The 15,891-nt window shown below is 40.8% G+C and carries 14 protein-coding genes; 7 read left to right on the forward strand and 7 right to left on the reverse strand.

All coding sequences use genetic code 11. From position 1 onward, the window contains the following. The first annotated feature begins 157 nt into the window (after positions 1-157). The gene (locus tag F7734_RS29800; RefSeq protein WP_155748190.1) at positions 158-406 is read left to right on the forward strand and encodes a hypothetical protein; all 249 of its coding nucleotides are present in this window, start codon (positions 158-160) and stop codon (positions 404-406) included. Here the strand turns inward: F7734_RS29800 and F7734_RS29805 are convergent. Continuing rightward, positions 365-1,645 (reverse strand): ATP-binding protein, encoded by a 1,281-nt coding sequence (locus F7734_RS29805; RefSeq protein WP_243147169.1) that lies wholly within the window; start codon positions 1,643-1,645, stop codon positions 365-367. The genes F7734_RS29800 and F7734_RS29805 overlap by 42 nt on opposite strands. A gap of 874 nt (positions 1,646-2,519) precedes the next feature. Between F7734_RS29805 and F7734_RS29810 the strand changes: the two genes are divergently transcribed. Further along, a complete protein-coding gene (locus F7734_RS29810) occupies positions 2,520-3,389 on the forward strand; it encodes an alpha/beta hydrolase (protein WP_155748192.1) in 870 nt (289 codons plus the stop codon). A 126-nt stretch (positions 3,390-3,515) separates the two neighbouring features. Here the strand turns inward: F7734_RS29810 and F7734_RS29815 are convergent, their stop codons facing one another. From F7734_RS29815 to F7734_RS29830, 4 genes are all read right to left on the reverse strand, one after another. Next, on the reverse strand, positions 3,516-3,983 hold the full coding sequence (locus F7734_RS29815; protein ID WP_155748193.1) for a GUN4 domain-containing protein: 468 nt from the start codon (positions 3,981-3,983) through the stop codon (positions 3,516-3,518). A gap of 84 nt (positions 3,984-4,067) precedes the next feature. Further along, positions 4,068-5,192, reverse strand: a complete 1,125-nt coding sequence (locus F7734_RS29820) for a site-2 protease family protein (RefSeq protein ID WP_155748194.1) — start codon at positions 5,190-5,192, stop codon at positions 4,068-4,070. Between the two features lie 269 nt (positions 5,193-5,461). Continuing rightward, positions 5,462-6,028: an opioid growth factor receptor-related protein gene (locus F7734_RS29825; protein WP_155748195.1), complete on the reverse strand. Its 567-nt coding sequence runs from the start codon at positions 6,026-6,028 to the stop codon at positions 5,462-5,464. 31 nt (positions 6,029-6,059) lie between these two features. Then, complete coding sequence (locus F7734_RS29830) at positions 6,060-6,263, reverse strand: hypothetical protein (protein WP_243147170.1); 204 nt, start codon at positions 6,261-6,263, stop codon at positions 6,060-6,062. 575 nt (positions 6,264-6,838) lie between these two features. Here F7734_RS29830 and F7734_RS29835 point away from each other — a divergent pair. From F7734_RS29835 to F7734_RS29850, 4 genes are all read left to right on the forward strand, one after another. Next, on the forward strand, positions 6,839-7,648 hold the full coding sequence (locus F7734_RS29835; RefSeq protein WP_155748196.1) for a class I SAM-dependent methyltransferase: 810 nt from the start codon (positions 6,839-6,841) through the stop codon (positions 7,646-7,648). A 207-nt stretch (positions 7,649-7,855) separates the two neighbouring features. After that, entirely contained in the window at positions 7,856-8,071 is a 216-nt protein-coding gene (locus F7734_RS29840) for a hypothetical protein (RefSeq protein WP_155748197.1), read from the forward strand. A 50-nt stretch (positions 8,072-8,121) separates the two neighbouring features. Continuing rightward, positions 8,122-8,337: a hypothetical protein gene (locus tag F7734_RS29845; protein WP_155748198.1), complete on the forward strand. Its 216-nt coding sequence runs from the start codon at positions 8,122-8,124 to the stop codon at positions 8,335-8,337. Further along, positions 8,334-11,159, forward strand: coding sequence for a DEAD/DEAH box helicase (locus F7734_RS29850; RefSeq protein WP_155748199.1), 2,826 nt, complete (start codon positions 8,334-8,336; stop codon positions 11,157-11,159). Before F7734_RS29845 ends, F7734_RS29850 begins: the two co-directional genes overlap by 4 nt. Before the next feature lie 170 nt (positions 11,160-11,329). Here F7734_RS29850 and F7734_RS29855 read toward each other — a convergent pair whose 3' ends face one another. Next, positions 11,330-12,988, reverse strand: coding sequence for an effector-associated domain EAD1-containing protein (locus tag F7734_RS29855; protein WP_155748200.1), 1,659 nt, complete (start codon positions 12,986-12,988; stop codon positions 11,330-11,332). Between the two features lie 378 nt (positions 12,989-13,366). Between F7734_RS29855 and F7734_RS29860 the strand changes: the two genes are divergently transcribed. Then, complete coding sequence (locus tag F7734_RS29860) at positions 13,367-14,701, forward strand: cytochrome P450 (protein ID WP_155748201.1); 1,335 nt, start codon at positions 13,367-13,369, stop codon at positions 14,699-14,701. Between the two features lie 696 nt (positions 14,702-15,397). Here the strand turns inward: F7734_RS29860 and F7734_RS29865 are convergent. Further along, on the reverse strand, positions 15,398-15,736 hold the full coding sequence (locus tag F7734_RS29865) for a hypothetical protein (RefSeq protein ID WP_155748202.1): 339 nt from the start codon (positions 15,734-15,736) through the stop codon (positions 15,398-15,400). Between the last annotated feature and the right edge of the window lie 155 nt (positions 15,737-15,891).

Consider the following 15,891-nt stretch of genomic DNA (forward strand, 5'->3'; position numbering starts at 1 on the left):
ATATTTAACTTCATTATAGTGATGCAATACTTATCATTACAACACTTTGACAAACAATATAGCTATCACCAATATGAAAAAAAAGATGGAAAAAGAAATTGCCAATTTGGAGTCCAAGGTAGTATTATGTATTTAAATAAAATTTTTGAGGACACCAATGGCTAGAAAAAAAGTAGTCCAGACAACTGAATATACAGTTACTAGGATTGCTTACTCTGTTGGTGAAATTCCATTTGAATTAATTAATCTAGCTCAAGCTTTAGGCAACTTACGCTCGGAACTATGGAACAAATATGGATCGCTACAAGCTTGGGGTATTGATAAAAATACAATTATTAAAAGTATTCGCAATACCCCTCTTAAGTTAGGTCAAATGTTGGTAATCTTTCTGGCAATGATATTTTGAAGAGCGCAATTGCACAGTGAAAGTTGTGAGTCGATCGGGCTGACTCGTGACGTGGATAGTACCTTGATGCAAGCGAACAATTTCATGGGAGATCGCCAGTCCCAATCCCGCTCCTCCCGTATCGCGGGAGCGATCGCTGTCGGCGCGGTAGAAACGCTTAAACAGATGGGGTAAATGTTCGGCTTTAATTCCTTGACCAGTATTCGTGAAAATCACCTTAACCTGTCCCCTTTCCCAATGTGCTCTCACCGTCACTTGACCTTCTTCGGGAGTATACTTGATGGCATTATCCAGTAAATTTAAAAACAGGCGAGTTAAGTGGTCGGAGTTCCCAGGAACGTAAAGTGAAGGCTCTGTACTAACATTTATCCTAATCTTCTTAATTTCTGCCATCGGCTGAATTTGCTCTATGAGGATTTCTAGTAAATCGCTCAAGTCAATATTCGTCAAGCTAGAGTGGTATTCAGATTCGCTATGTTCCAAACGAGATAAAAAAAGCAACCTATTCGTCAGGCGAATTATGCGATCGACCTCCCGTTGTAATTCTTGCAGGGTACTCTCGTATTCTTCGACACTGCGAGTTCGGCTTAAAGTGACACCAAGGCGTCCTTTGATCGCTGTCAGAGGTGTGCGTAACTCATGAGATACATCCGCCGTAAATCGTTGTTCGTGCTCAAATGCTGCTTGCAGGCGGTCTAACATCTTATCTATGGCGATCGCTAATCGTCCGACTTCATCTGTTGAACCTTGATAGCCAATGCGTTGGGTAAAATCATTGGAACTAATTGCTTGTGCGGTGCGGATGATGCGATCGATGGGAGATAACGCCCGTTCAGCCAAAAATAATCCTCCAAACCCTGCAACCAAAAGAATCAAAGGACAACTACAAAGCATCAATGTCAGTAGATGTTTTGATGCTTTAGAAATTGGTTCAAGAGATTGAGCAACTTGCAACCAACCAATGCTTGGGGAGAAAGGTAATGGTTGAGTGTACACTCGCCAAATTTTATTATGTTGGCGTAGGTTAGCATAACCTGTTTTTATTTGCTTGATATCAGGTACACCTTGGTAATTACCAATGCTATCCCATATTTCACCTTTGGAAGATATCAACCATAGAGCAAAGCCAGTATTAGCTGGCTGATTCGTAATCGTTTCTGATTGGTCTAGGATTCTAAAGGCAGGATGACCATCCTCCTCAACCAACTCGGAGAAAGTTTTAGATGCAGTGACTTGCAAAGACCTATCTAATTGGCTTAGTAAGCTGTTTTCTAATTGAATGTGTAAGTATGTACCAAAAAGTACCAGCGTACAGCCTAAAAGTAATATGTACCTGGCTGTTAGGTGTCTCCTAATCGGACTTTTACTTAATTGCAAAAAAAACATAGAAATTAACTAACGCAATAAGATTTGGGGCAATATCCTACCATTCTGACTGCACCTACTTAGTAGCTGCTGAAAGCTACAGGAGAATTTGATTTTTAAGGATATAGTAGAGATAGGAGTATTTGTTTGTTGGCAAGGCTCATTTGAGAAATGCTAAGAGGGAATAGAAACTATTAAGTTTTTTTAGACTTCATAAATTTCCATAATATATGTAAAAAATGAGGAACTTGTGAAGAGTGAAACTCTATCAGCGGATATTGGTCTCACTTACTCATTTTGCGCCAAAGTCAAGTGGGATTTATAACTTATAAGTTATTTTTATATTGTTTTATTTTTCAAGCTCAAATTGTACCAAATTAAAAGTCCGCCTGCGCGGACTGCTTCTTAAGTTTGAGGGATTGGGGAACGGGGAACGCTTCACAGGGATTGCATATGGTGCGGTGTAAAATTTGTTCTCTAGGTTTTTGTTCTGCTCCATGCCAAAGAGCAAAGTGCTGTAGGGTGGGGATGGATGCGAACAAACTAAAGCTGATTTTGGAGGAACTTTATGCTTGGTTGCATTAGATGAACAGGGCGTCTTATTCTTTTGTATTTTATCTCTTGATTTTGTACCGAATGTTCGGTATTGTAAGAATGTACCGAATGTTTGGTATCGAGCAACAATTTTTCACGCTTGCCTTAACCTTTTTTGAACCGAACGTTCTATCAAAAGGAGAATTTAACAGCTATGTCCGCATACCGCACAATTCAGATTGATGGTCTCAATATTGCCTATCGTGAAACAGGTTCGCCACAGTCGCCAACCATCCTTTTATTGCATGGCTTCCCAACTTCATCACATATGTTTCGTAACTTAATGGATGCTTTAGCAGATCGATTCCATCTTGTTGCACCTGATTATCCTGGTTTTGGGAACAGTTCAATGCCAGCGATCGATGAATTTGAATACACCTTTGACAATTTAGCTTCTGTCATTGAGAAATTTATCGAGGCATTAGGATTGAACAAGTACAGCCTTTATGTGATGGATTATGGTGCTCCCATCGGGTATAGGATTGCACACAAGTATCCAGAACGAGTAGAAGCGCTAATTGTTCAAAATGGCAATGCTTATGAACAAGGGCTGCGCGAGTTTTGGGAACCCCTGAAGGCTTATTGGATTGAACCGACACCAGAAAATGCTGACAAGTTAAGACAATTACTGACTTTGGATGCAACCAAGTGGCAATATACTCACGGAGTCCGCAATCCTGAATCTATCAGTCCTGATAACTGGAATATTGACCAAGCGCTACTTGACCGACCTGGTAATAATGATATCCAGTTAGCACTGTTTTATAGTTACGGTTCTAATCTACCCTTATATCCTCAATGGCAGGAGTACTTTCGCAAGTACCAACCTCCAACATTAATAGTCTGGGGTAAAAATGACTCTATATTTCCTGCCGATGGTGCTTATCCCTACCTACAGGATTTAAAAAACATAGAATTTCATCTGCTGAATACAGGGCATTTTGCCCTAGAGGAAGAGGGCGAAACTATTGCTTGGCTTATTGCTAACTTTCTGACGAAACAATTGCAACGCTTAGCTACTTAAATTCGCTCTCAATACTACAAGGGAACTCGAATTTTTGTGGGTCGGGCTTTCCTTGTGGAACAACCCAACAAATGTCTGTAAATGTTGGGTTTCGTTCCTCAACCCAACCTACGCATTTTTGTATTTTTAAAAATCATCTGCATAACAATCTTCTAATTTGGATGTGAGAGTTGCAGCCCATCCAATAGCTGCACCATCAGATTTATAAAATGGCGAGGCGGGTAAATGTCCAACTGAAGCATTTAAACTAAACTTAAGGTCGGAGTATGGTTGCCAACGATAGTTAAGTCTCCATCCTACCAGATCGCCAAACCTAAGATAGTCATCTTCTACACTCTCCCAAATGCGGCTTTGTACGGCAAATCCAAAATGCCCTTTGCTGTACTTAGTCCAAAGATCGTTGATAGTTTTTAGCTCCAAACACGGAAGTTGAGCAAAATCTTCTTCTCTTATCCAACCTGCTGTAACGCGGTTGGTTATTTTTCTCATCACTTGTCCAGTTTCTTCGTCTGCGTCTTTCCATTGTCCAGCTTCTAAAAGGTCGCGCAGTTGAGTATAGTCGATATTATCTGTTGAAGTCAGTTGGTCTGGCATTTGTAAAAGGTAGAAGTGAGAAGAAGGCAAAAGCCTAGTTTTTTAGAAAAACTAGGCTTTGACTGTTAATACTATCGAGATTGATTATGCAGCGTTTGCTTGGGCTTTTTTGTAAAGTAAGTTAATAATTGAAGCTTTTTCTAAAAGTCCCACAAGTACGCCATTGTCACGGATGACAGCAAGTGTAGATAGCTTTCTTTGTTCTAGCAGTTGTACTGCATCCATTAATGATTGGTCGGATCTTACAGTCGCCAACTGTTCGATTGGTCGCATGACTTCTTTGATTTGAGTTTCTGACCACAGTGCTGTTGGGATGGCTCTCAAATTATCAATAGATACTGCTCCTACAAGGTGTCCATCTTCATCTGTCACTAGGAAACGGCTCCAGTTTTGCCAGTCCAAGATACGTTTGTCAGCAAATTCTCTTAATGTAAGATGAGCTTCGACAATTGGACTGTCTGTGGTAACTGCATCGGCTGCTGTGAGACCTGTGAGTTTCTCTTGTACTCTAGCAAATTGAGCTGCATTACCTGCATTTTGCAGTAAGAAGAAACCGATTAGCAAGTTCCAGAAGTTGGCAAAGCTACCAAATAACAAGAGTGGGAGTAAACCGGAGGCTATCGCAACCCAACCAAAGATTTGACCAACTCGACTGGCAAAAACAACACCCTGATAAGGATTTCCCGTAATCTTCCACACAAGAGCTTTTAAGATATTTCCACCATCTAGAGGTAAGCCCGGTATGAGGTTAAAGAGTGCTAATGCTAAGTTTACATAAGCGAGAACACCAAGAATTGCGGCTAGGGGTCCTGAAGGAGCGATCGCAATCCCAACACCTGTGAGTATACCGAATAACAGTAAGCTAACAACAGGACCTGCAATTGCAACCCAAAAAGCTTCCGCAGGAGTTGACGACTCTTTTTCTAAACTTGCCAATCCACCAAATATAAACAGTGTAATTGATTTCACACCAATTCCTTGGCGAAGAGCGACAAAGCTATGTCCCAATTCATGAGCGACAACAGAGCCAAACAATAATAGTGCTGTCAGCAACCCGAGTATAACAGCTAACGCTGCACCCAACTGCGGGAATTGCGCTGCTAATCCACTGCTGTAGCTGAGAGTGACTAAGCCCAGAACAAAAAACCAAGATGGATGGATGTAGAAGGGAATCCCGAAGAGGTTGCCAACGCGAATTGTGCCATTCATGTGGTTCTCCTTTGATTTCAATATGGAGGTTTTGCTTTTCCCCTCCCGATGTCTCTATCGTAACGAAATGTTAAGCGCTTCTCATCTTTTCAACTGTAGTGGTGTCCGTTCGTAGAGGTGCGGTTATTACACACCACCGTTGAATTACTGACAAGAAGAAAGGCAGAGGACAAAAGGGATGGTATGCCAATTTTCGCGCATCTTATAAGACAAATCCGCTCCCCATGGTATGTAACAATCATTTGGTAAAATGCTATAAATCCGCAACTTTAGCATAAAGGGGTAGAAGCTGCATCCGTCCAATAATGAAAAGTTTTGGGAGTAATTGCTTGGGTTTCCTCTTTATAAATTTGTTGTAAACATTGGTAAAATGCTCGTGCATACCTTTCACATCCTAACGTCATCAAGCACTTAAGAATGCGCGTGATGCGAAGATAGTTATGATTTCCAAAGTTTATCCACTCTATGGCACGAATTTTGTAGTTGTGTGCTTTCGTCACAATATAGCGTTGCGAAGCGCAGTACTCTGCATCGCTCTCTGTGTTGCCTTCTAACCCGTAAAATTTTAACATAACACTGAAAGACTGTAACAAGTTTTGCTGAAGGTGAGAGTCAGTCCGAAATCTTTCAATAACTTCATTATTGAGAACAGGCGCGTAGGGATTAAAAGCGCTTTTCTCATTTATGGGAAATAACCATTGGATATAGTCATGATTGTATTCCAACTCATCAAAATTCCAAGCCCATATTTCCTGAATCATTCGCCCTTCTATATCTGGCTGTTCTGCAAGATAAAAAGGCACAATCATGGTCGTGAGTTGTTTTTCATTTTTCATGGCTGATAAGTGTAGTTTTTTAAATGGTAGATTATTTCATGCTTATCTCAAATGTAGTCCCTTTAAGCCCTGGTTCGGGGTGTGCTTCTACATAAGCTGTCATAATTTGTTGAAATGTTTGTGCGTAGTTAAATGCCGCTATCAGTTGCATCCAACCAGGAGTGCGAGAAAACTTAATTTCTTGTTTTTTAGCTGCTTTACGACAAGCATTGTAAGAACCATATTGTTTGAGCAACTATGTACAACGTATTTGCCTCAGATTGAGGTAAATTTTCGATAGTTTTAGGAAATTCTGTGGCGGAACGGAAGCGAGCGGAAGATTCTTTCGGGGTGGCCATGGTTGTGTCAAATAGTTACAAAGAGTTATTTGGTAGCAAGCACTGATAATAAAAACTATTAGCCGTTTCTGAATTCCTGAATTCCTCCTGCTTTTTTGGACACTTTTATAATTGTCCCCAGCACTTTACTGTCCTATCAAGTACCTGTATGGGCATAAAAATATTTGAGAAAACCTTGGAAGCTTGAAAGCTTGATTTTTGTAGGTGTTCTGTGTGCATAGCTTTATCACAGTTATTAAACGATAAAGCCAAAACAAAAACTGGACTAAATGGTTTTGAGTTAAGCACAAATAATTATAAGATTTACGCTCTATAGAAATTCTGTTATATATAATACTTTAAGAACAACCGTAGAATTACAGGTTTTGCATGGCGTGGGTAGTGCATTCTCCAAACCTTTAAGTTCGACAGTTTGTCTTTTGACAGGTGTTGTAACCTAAAAACTGTATAACAACTAACAAATCTGTTGAACATGGCTGAAGCACAACTTCCCAATTACGAACAAATCGCCAATCGATTTGATATGTGGATACCTTATTTGACGCCCGTGAGTGAAGCGCTACTCAAACATTTACCAGTTGATTCAAATAACACAATCCTTGATATTGCGTGTGGAACAGGTGAACCCGGACTGAGCCTAGCTCGAAAACATATTTCTGGAGTCAGAATAGTTGGTATCGATTCCGTTCCAGGAATGGTTTCGGTAGCAGCCGCTAAAGCGAAAAGTGAAGGTTTGAACAATATCGAATTTCTTGTTATGAAAGCTGAGAACCTTAGCTTTGCTGATAGTTTTTTTGATGGTGTGATGTCTCGATTTGGTCTAATGCTTTTAGACAATCCCAATGCTGGTTGCTCTGAGATGCTGCGTGTTCTTAAGATCGGTGGGCATTATGCTGTTGCCGTTTGGGATGAACCTGAGAAGAATACCTTCTTCTTTTCGTTTGCGCGATCGTTTAACGAACAAGTTTCCGTGCAAAACCAACTTCCTATCACGCTTGCGAGTCGGTTAGCTGGAGCAAATGCCCTACCCACCCTTTTAAACGAAGGTGGTGCCAGTGAAATTACCACTGAGTTGTTTGAGTTTGAGATGAAATTCTCTAGTTTCAAAGAAATTTGGGCGTTGGTGGAGGATTCAGGAATCTTTGATGCACAGTTTGGTTTACTGTCAGTTGATAAACGTTTGGCTGTAAGAGAGGGTTTGGAGAAACTATTTTCTGGATTTAAACACAACAGTGGATATCTCATCCCTCACTGCTGCCGCTTAGTATGGGGAAAGCGTTAGCTACTGTTCCGCTACTTGCTGAATTAAAAAGTAGGAAAAGTAGCATTAGTATAGCGATGCTCTAGAATTGCTATGTAAAATCTAAAAATTCAAAAGAAAACAACTACTTTTCCTACTTTTAGGACAATCCAAAATATTCATAATTTAAAGTTCTAAAAATCTTGTGCTCGGAAAAAAATTTCCCTATTCTAAGTGAATATTAAAAATATGCTTCGCTCAAATAAAAACGGGGATATAGCGCATATGTCGTTCAAAAAAATAATCGTTTTTGTATCAGAGCCGGAATATGCACCTGCCCAGCAATTTATCGGTTTGTTAGGACACTCATCAGATTCGTTTCAAGTACACGTTTTTCAACCGTCTGATGTGCTGTGTGTTCCCACAACCTTAGAAGCACTTGAGATGAAGCAAGAACTCTTTTAGAAGAAGCAGACGGAGAAAAAAGTGGTGTGCTTGCTTTTGAGGAGTTAATCTTGGCTCTGAGTGAGTACGGGTTGTGCGATCTATACGATAACAAGCAAGAACTTGTGCGGTGGTTGGATCGAGAAAGCATCTCCTTGAAAGAATGGGCTAACGAAAACCCCAACGATGTTGTTGGCGATCGCACTACAATAGTTGAGGAACAGCCAGATCTTTTTGGAGAAATGGAAACTCCGGACTCGGTGTTAGCTCTTGAAAGGAGTTTATGACGCACGATCGCCCAACTGACTACGCCGCCATACTCCGCGCTGCTCAAGCAGTACCGGAACCACCTGAGTGGCTCACTCCGAGTAAGCATATTTACTCTCCAGAGTATGGAGTGGGTGAAGTGATGGCTGTTTTGGGTAAGCGGTTGATTGTGAAATTCCTGGAGGAAGTCAACCCAACTCAATTTGCCGATTGGGAAGATGCACTCGCCAAAGGCATTATTCAAGCCAGTCACACAACTTTGGCTTCTTCCACAGCACCCAATGAAGAAGCCAATGGCAGCGATCTAGCAATTATTAGCGAGCAAATCCAACAAATTCCACAACTTGCATTTCGTGCGCTCGCTCAAGAATTATCTCTGGCTTTAGTCACAGCAGACATCACAGAAGGTTCATCAGGTGTTCTTCACCCCATCCCAAAGGATCTACCTCTGTCTTTACGCCAAGCTCTTCACAACAATAGCATCGCTAACCTATACTCCCATCAGTTAGAAGCGCTTGCCAAATTGCGATCGGGGTTTGACCTCAGCCTCGTCACTCCCACAGCATCTGGAAAAACGCTGTGCTACAACCTAGCTATCTTAGAATCTTGCCTAAAGCAACCTAAAACAACAGCACTGTATATTTTCCCACTCAAAGCATTGGCATTAGACCAAATGCGAAAGCTACATCAGTTAGTAAGGTTAATGCCAAACAGTGTCAAAATTGGATTGATGACGGGAGATACCCCCAAAGAAGAGAGACAGCGCTTGTTCATCCCCCATCCTCCCAACATCCTGGCTGTTAGCCCCGATTTGTTGCATCACTATCTTTACAATACGCGACGGCGAGATGAAGGAGAGCCTTGGCGTCAGTTCTTGAGACAGTTACGCTGGGTAGTTATAGATGAGACTCATACCTATATTGGTGCATTTGGTGCTCACTTTGCCAATCTTATAAGACGGCTGCGACTGGCTGTAGATGCTGTTGGCGGTAACTCTAGCAAAATTCAGTTTATCTGCTCTAGTGCTACCATTGGCAATCCCACTGAAATGGCGCTAAGATTTAGCGGCAGAACTCATCAACCCCAAAGACTGCACTTAATTGAACGTAGCGGTGCCGATCGCGCCGGACGTACTTTATTATGTCTTGCTCCAAGTAGTACTGCCAATTTTGATGCGTGTAAAATCATCATTTCTTGGTTGCAACACGATTTGAGCGGAATTGTCTTCTGCAACTCTAGAGCCTCTGTCAAAAGTTTGTTGGGACTCATTCAACGGGAAACTCAACGCCAAGGTTTAAGTTATCTGGCAACTAAGGTAGCAGTCTTTCACAGTTCTTTGACAGGCGATCGCCGACACGATATAATTCAGAAACTACAAAAGGGGCAAATCAAAGTTATTATTTCTACCTCTGCTTTGGAAGCGGGAATCGACCTTCCCGAACTGGATTGTTGCCTCATACGTGGTTTTCCCGGTAGTTTAATGTCTTTTTGGCAACGTGTAGGAAGAGCGGGGCGCAAGCAACACGGGCTTGTTATTTTTCTGCCCCTTGCTCAAAATCCCATTGATGTCTTTTACGCAAAACATACTGAACAACTGCTATCGGGGGAAGTGGAAAGCGCTGCTTTTAATCCAGATTACCCAACAATTTTAGGCAAGCACTTGGAATGCGGTTGTATAGAAAGTAGCATAGCCATACAAGAACTGAGCGATCGCTTTGGTAAAGCCTCTGGTGCAATTGCTGATTCCTTAATGCAACAAAACAAACTCTTTCTCAGTAGCAACGGTAGAGTTTGGGGACAAGGCTATCCTCATAAAGATATTAACCTTAGAAGCAGTTCTCAGAAATCCATCTCATTAATCGACTCTTACACCAGAGAAATTTTAGAAACAATGTCTCTTTCTCTGGCGCACCGAGAAGTTTTTCCCCAAGCTATCTACACCTTACAAGACGAAAGTGGAGAATTAGTTGCTTATCGCTCTAAAAGTTTAGACGAAGAACGGGGAGAAGCAATCTTAGAACGAGCGGAGAAAGATAGCGACTTATTCACCGAAGCAGAATCCGATTTGCATATCAAACCACTTTCAAATTTAGCAGAGCCAAAAATCATTCAGACATCCATTCCAGAAGGCAAGTTGCGACTGACATTAGTTTGGGGAGAAATTACAACACTTGTGACGGGCTACCGACAGATGAAGCGTACCTATGGAATGACTTGTGTTTCGGCAAAATGTACTAACTACCGCAAACCACTAGAAGGTACAGTTTGCTCTTGTTGCAAAAGTCGTTTGCGTTCAGCTGAAATAACCAACCTCATATCAGAAGTCGCATTTGAGCAGCCCTATAAAACCCAGTATCAAGCACCCTGTATACTGGTAGAAGTGAATCAGTCCCTGCAAAAGGCACTTGCTGCACAAATCGTAAATGTCAAGAAAAAGATCGCAGACACTCATGGAAACGGTATTCCAGAGCAATATCGGGAATTATGGACTTGCGCCTCTGAGTTTACAGCACTCCACAGCATCCAGCATCAGATAATAAAAGCTGTACCGTTAGTGGTTTTGTCTTCGAGTCTGGATGTAGATGGTATTGTGACTCCTCAAGCTACAGGTACGGTTGCTTACTTTTTTGACACTTGTGATGGTGGGAACGGTGCAACGGAAGCTATATTTCATCAATTGCCCAAATTTGCTGCGAAAGCACATGCCTTAGCTGCAGAGTGCGGCTGTGAATCTGGTTGTCCCCGATGCTTGCACTCCTCTAGCTGTCCCCAGCATAATGTGGGATTGCATAAAGACGTTGGATTGTTTTTGCTCAATGCAATTAGCCAAAGTGACCCATAGATCCTCACCTCGTTCCCAGGCTCCGCCTGGGAATGCCTTCATGGAGGCTCCGCCTCCAGTACTCAAAAGCTCAAGTTATCTATTATAATGCCGAAATTGAGGGGAAAAATTGTGCTGGGGAATTTCTCAAGGATGTATCTCAACAAATTAGCATACTCCCGTACAGCCTACTATACTTGATTAAACTGTATTGATTTATGTAAAGTTGTATGCTTAGATTTTATGTAATCAAATCCTGGTTGGAGAACTTCTTCCCAAGCCGCTTTAATTACCCTTTTATGCTCTACACTTTCTAGGCATCGAGGATCTGTATCACTTACTGTTTCAATTATCACTTCTTCAAATTTATTATATAAATCTTCTGAAGTAACATATTGGTTCTGGCTATGAGCTTCCGCAATCCTAGTTAGAATATTTCTTCCCTCTAAGCTGTTTGTAACATAGGAATCTTGTCCTTCTAAGTAGTAAGCAAATAATAGTAAAATAGCATCTTTAAGTTGTTGATATTGATGGTGCCAGCGTCCCTCAATCGTAGAAGTCTTTTGAAAAGAGCTAGAACCAATAGATTCTATTAATTTGCTATAAAAATTTTTAAAGAATTCATCATCGGGAACTGATATACATCTCTCATAACTTTCTTTAACTAAATCTAAACCTACATTCATACTACAAATTATATTGACTGCTTCTTCCAAACTCCAATATCGTTTTTTAGGTTCGGGAGCGGTCATTTTAAGAATAACTTTTTCTAGAATTTCTGGACACTTAGGACACTTTTTTGTAATTGATGCTAGTGGTTTGAAGGCTTTATTATAATTATTTTTCAATTCTTCAAAGCTCTTAAGGGTAGGAGGAATTTCACCTGTAAGAATCTCATATGCTAAAAGCCCAAGTATATATTGAGCGGATTTATCAAATGACAACGTTTTATTATATGCAAAATTTTCAGGTAGTAAATATGCTAATTCTTCTCGAAATTTTTCTTCCTCTAAGTTCTTTGACATATGGTCAAGTTCTGAAAGCATTTTTTCAAAACTATAATCTTTGTATAAATTGAATGATGAGATATAAGGTTCATTATTGTTAACTATAATGTTTGATGGTTTAATATTATCATAATCAAATTTTAATTCTTTAGCTTCAATTTTATTGTTGAGTTTTAAAAACACCTTTCCAATTTTACAGATAAACTGTTGAGCTTCTTCCACTGAATCAAATGTAATGTCTCCACTGCGTATGGAAATTTTCTGACGAAGGCTTTCTCCTTGAAGCAATTTCATTATGTAGTAACAAGAATTAATCTCCTCATCGTACTGATAATCGTAAATAGTGATAAAGTTTGGTTCATCGGAAACTTTAACTGCATCTCTAACAATTTTCAGGAAATTATCTTTTAAATCCTGGCTCTCTAATACTTTAATAGCTACATGACGTTCTAAATAGCTATCTAAAGCTTTATAAACTTTTGCTATTCTACCTTTTCCAATCATTCCTGTTTGAGAATCTACTAAATATCTCTCCTTAAATCTCTTACTCTCAAATAATAAAATTTCTGGTTCAATTAATTCTTCAGCAATTGTCTTCAGTAATAGATTTCCAGGATTTGTCTCACGTGCAGCAAAAATTAAATCTTTAATCCATCCTTGTGCTTCTGCTACCTTAATTAAATTAAAAACGATTTCTTGTAAATTATTGCCTCCTGCAATTTCTTCTAAATTTTTATTTAAACTAAACGATAATAGTTGCTCTAAAGATGCTTTAGTAGGAAAAGCATTAATTAAAGTATCTCGTAATTTTTCCTTATGTTGACCTGACAAACTCGTAACCATACCGACTTCCAGTTATTATAAACAACTAGATTGTGTATATTTGCAATCGTAAATTTCGAGCGATCGCTATATCTCTTCACCTACGTATTTACATCACACTACAAATAGACGGAGTTGTATTCCAGATGTTTCTCTTTAATTTTAAGAAAGTTTTAATATTTTACATTTAATTCAGCGAGATCTCCTAGAGTATCTAAAAACCGCAAAGACGAGCCAGTGCGTTGGACGGGTTCCCCGGCTTGAAGCTCCGGGCGTCGCAAAGAGCGCGAAGGGAGAGGAAAAGAAGATGAGTCTGAATGTTGTTTTACCTTGCAAAGTTCTCTTGACGGACTACTAGTATAATTTACAAACAGGATCTCGCTCAATTACGAGAAAAGCATGACCAGTCTTTCAACTCAGTCAACGCTCCCACTCCCTCCTGGTGGATTAGGTTTGCCTGCGATCGGTGAATCGATCGCTTACTTAAGCGATCCAGAAGGCTTTATTGCTAAACGACAACAGCAGCATGGTAACATCTTCAAAACCCATCTTTTCGGTCGCCCAACCATTGCCTTGATAGGAGCAGATGCGGCGCGGTTTCTTTTCTCCAATGACGGGGAAAAATTGGAAATGACGAATACTCCAAATTTTGAGATTCTACTGGGTGCAAAATCAATTGGCGTGCAGACAGGAACGGCTCATCAAATACTGCGCCGTCAACTGTTTCAAGCTTTCCAGCCAAGAGCTTTAGAAAACTATGCAGTCACAATGGAAGAAATGACCCATCGGTACTTGCAAAAGTGGGAACAAATGGAAACGCTGACTTGGTATGAAGAGTTGAAAAAATATACCCTCGATATTGCTTGTCGTTTGTTTGTGGGGGTGAGTACTGCGGCGGACGAAGCGTTAGAAAAAGTTTACGAAGACTGGAGTCAAGGGCTTTTGACGATTCCAGTTCGGTTTCCACTTAGCAAGTTCGATCGAGCAGTTCGATCGCGGGAAAAATTGCTCGCTCGCTTCGAGCGCTTAATCGATGGACGCCAACAGCATCCTTCAAACGAGCAAGATGTTTTGAGTATTTTATTAGTGGCAAAAGACGAAGAAGGCAATGCACTCAGTCGAGCAGACATCAAAGACAATGTTTTGGGAATGTTGATTGCGGGACATGAAACACTAACATCAGCATTAACTTCGTTGTGTCTATTACTGGCGCAACATCCAAAAGTACTCGAAACCGTGCGTGCAGAACAAGCGCAACTTGGATTTCCCACTCAATTGACTCAAGCAACCTTGAAGCAAATGACGTACTTAGAGCAAGTGCTGAAAGAGGTGTTGCGACTTGTACCGCCTGTAGTTCGGAGCGGCTCGCGGAAAGTTTTGGAGTCTTGTGAGTTCGGTGGTTATTCAATTCCAAAGGGTTGGGATGTGTATTATCAGATTCCTGAAACACATCAAGATCGTCAGATCTACACGCACCCAGAGCGATTCGATCCAGATCGATTTTCACCAGAGCGAGCGGAAGATAAACAAAAAGTCTTCAGTCATATTCCATTTGGTGGCGGTATACGAGAGTGTTTGGGGAAAGAGTTTGCCAGATTAGAAATGAAATTGTTTGCTGCTTTGTTAGTTCGTGATTACGCATGGGAGTTAATCCCAGGGCAAAATCTAGAGCGAGTTGTGCTCCCGTTCTCTCGTCCTCGCGATGGGCTAAAGGTGAAGTTCAGTCGGCGTTAAATTTCAGAAAATTCTTCCTCATTCAATACTACTGTGGGTTCGCGCATAACATAAAATGTGGACAACGAAGTTATAGGGGTTCTAGAGCGCCGGTCCAGTAGAAGCACTTGACCTAAAACGCAAGATATGCAGGTTGTTAAAATTGGGGATTTTAGTATTCGGTCTTTATGCGTTCGCGTAGCGTCTCCGAAGGAGAATCGCTAAAAATCTGACCCAAATATTCCACCGAAAATCGGGGTTTTACCCAAACACACATAATTTAGTTTTTGTCAACATATATTAGTGGACCGGCGCTCTAGGCTACGCAATTCGCGCATAAAGTGAAATTGACCATGGAGTAAGGGTTTTAGCCTTCTAGTCAATTCGCACATAAGTTGAAATTTTGCATCTAATCACAGAAATTCACGGGATTTCGGACAATACTGGTTATAATTTCTAATAAAACTCTTGAATGTTCCGTAGTCAAGCTGGTTGACTATCATATAAAGTAAGCGATCGCTCCATTAGCAGAGTATAAGCTCATTACACTTCAAAAGTGCGCTTTAAAAAGCATTCGGGCTGTCGTTAAATCAAAGTCGGAAAATTTCATATAGTGTGCGAATTGACGCTTGAGGCTAAGACCGTTGTGCTACAATCGATTTCACTTTATGCGCGAATTGCGTCGTCTCAAACCCGCTTCACTCCGTTGTTAAAATTTTATCTTATGTGCGAACCCACATATATACCTAAAACGTAAATGTTGAAGAAGGCAGCCTTGCTGGAGGCAGATGGCAGAAGGCTCACTTCTGTTGGGGATTCTGACCCCAACCGATTGTAGACACCGTGTAGACAGTGGGGTTTTATACCCCATTGGCAGAGGTCAGACGGAACAGAGGGCAATACTGCTCGGTTAAGAGAATTGTAGGTTGGGTTTCGCTGTCGCTCAACCCAACCTATGCCGATAAATGTTGGGAGAAACCCAACCAATGCCGATAAATGTTGGGAGAAACCCAACCAATGCCGATAAATGTTGGGAGAAACCCAACCAATGCCCATAAATGTTGGGTTTCGTTCCTCAACCCAACCTACGTAATTGCGTGTTTTTATGCAAAACCTACGCAGTATTGAATTCTCAATAGCTTTAAATTAATGAAAATGGCTAATGTAAAAATCAGGGTTTGAGAAAAGCTCAAAATGGCGTTTTGCAGATG

The organism is Scytonema sp. UIC 10036, assembly GCF_009725235.1.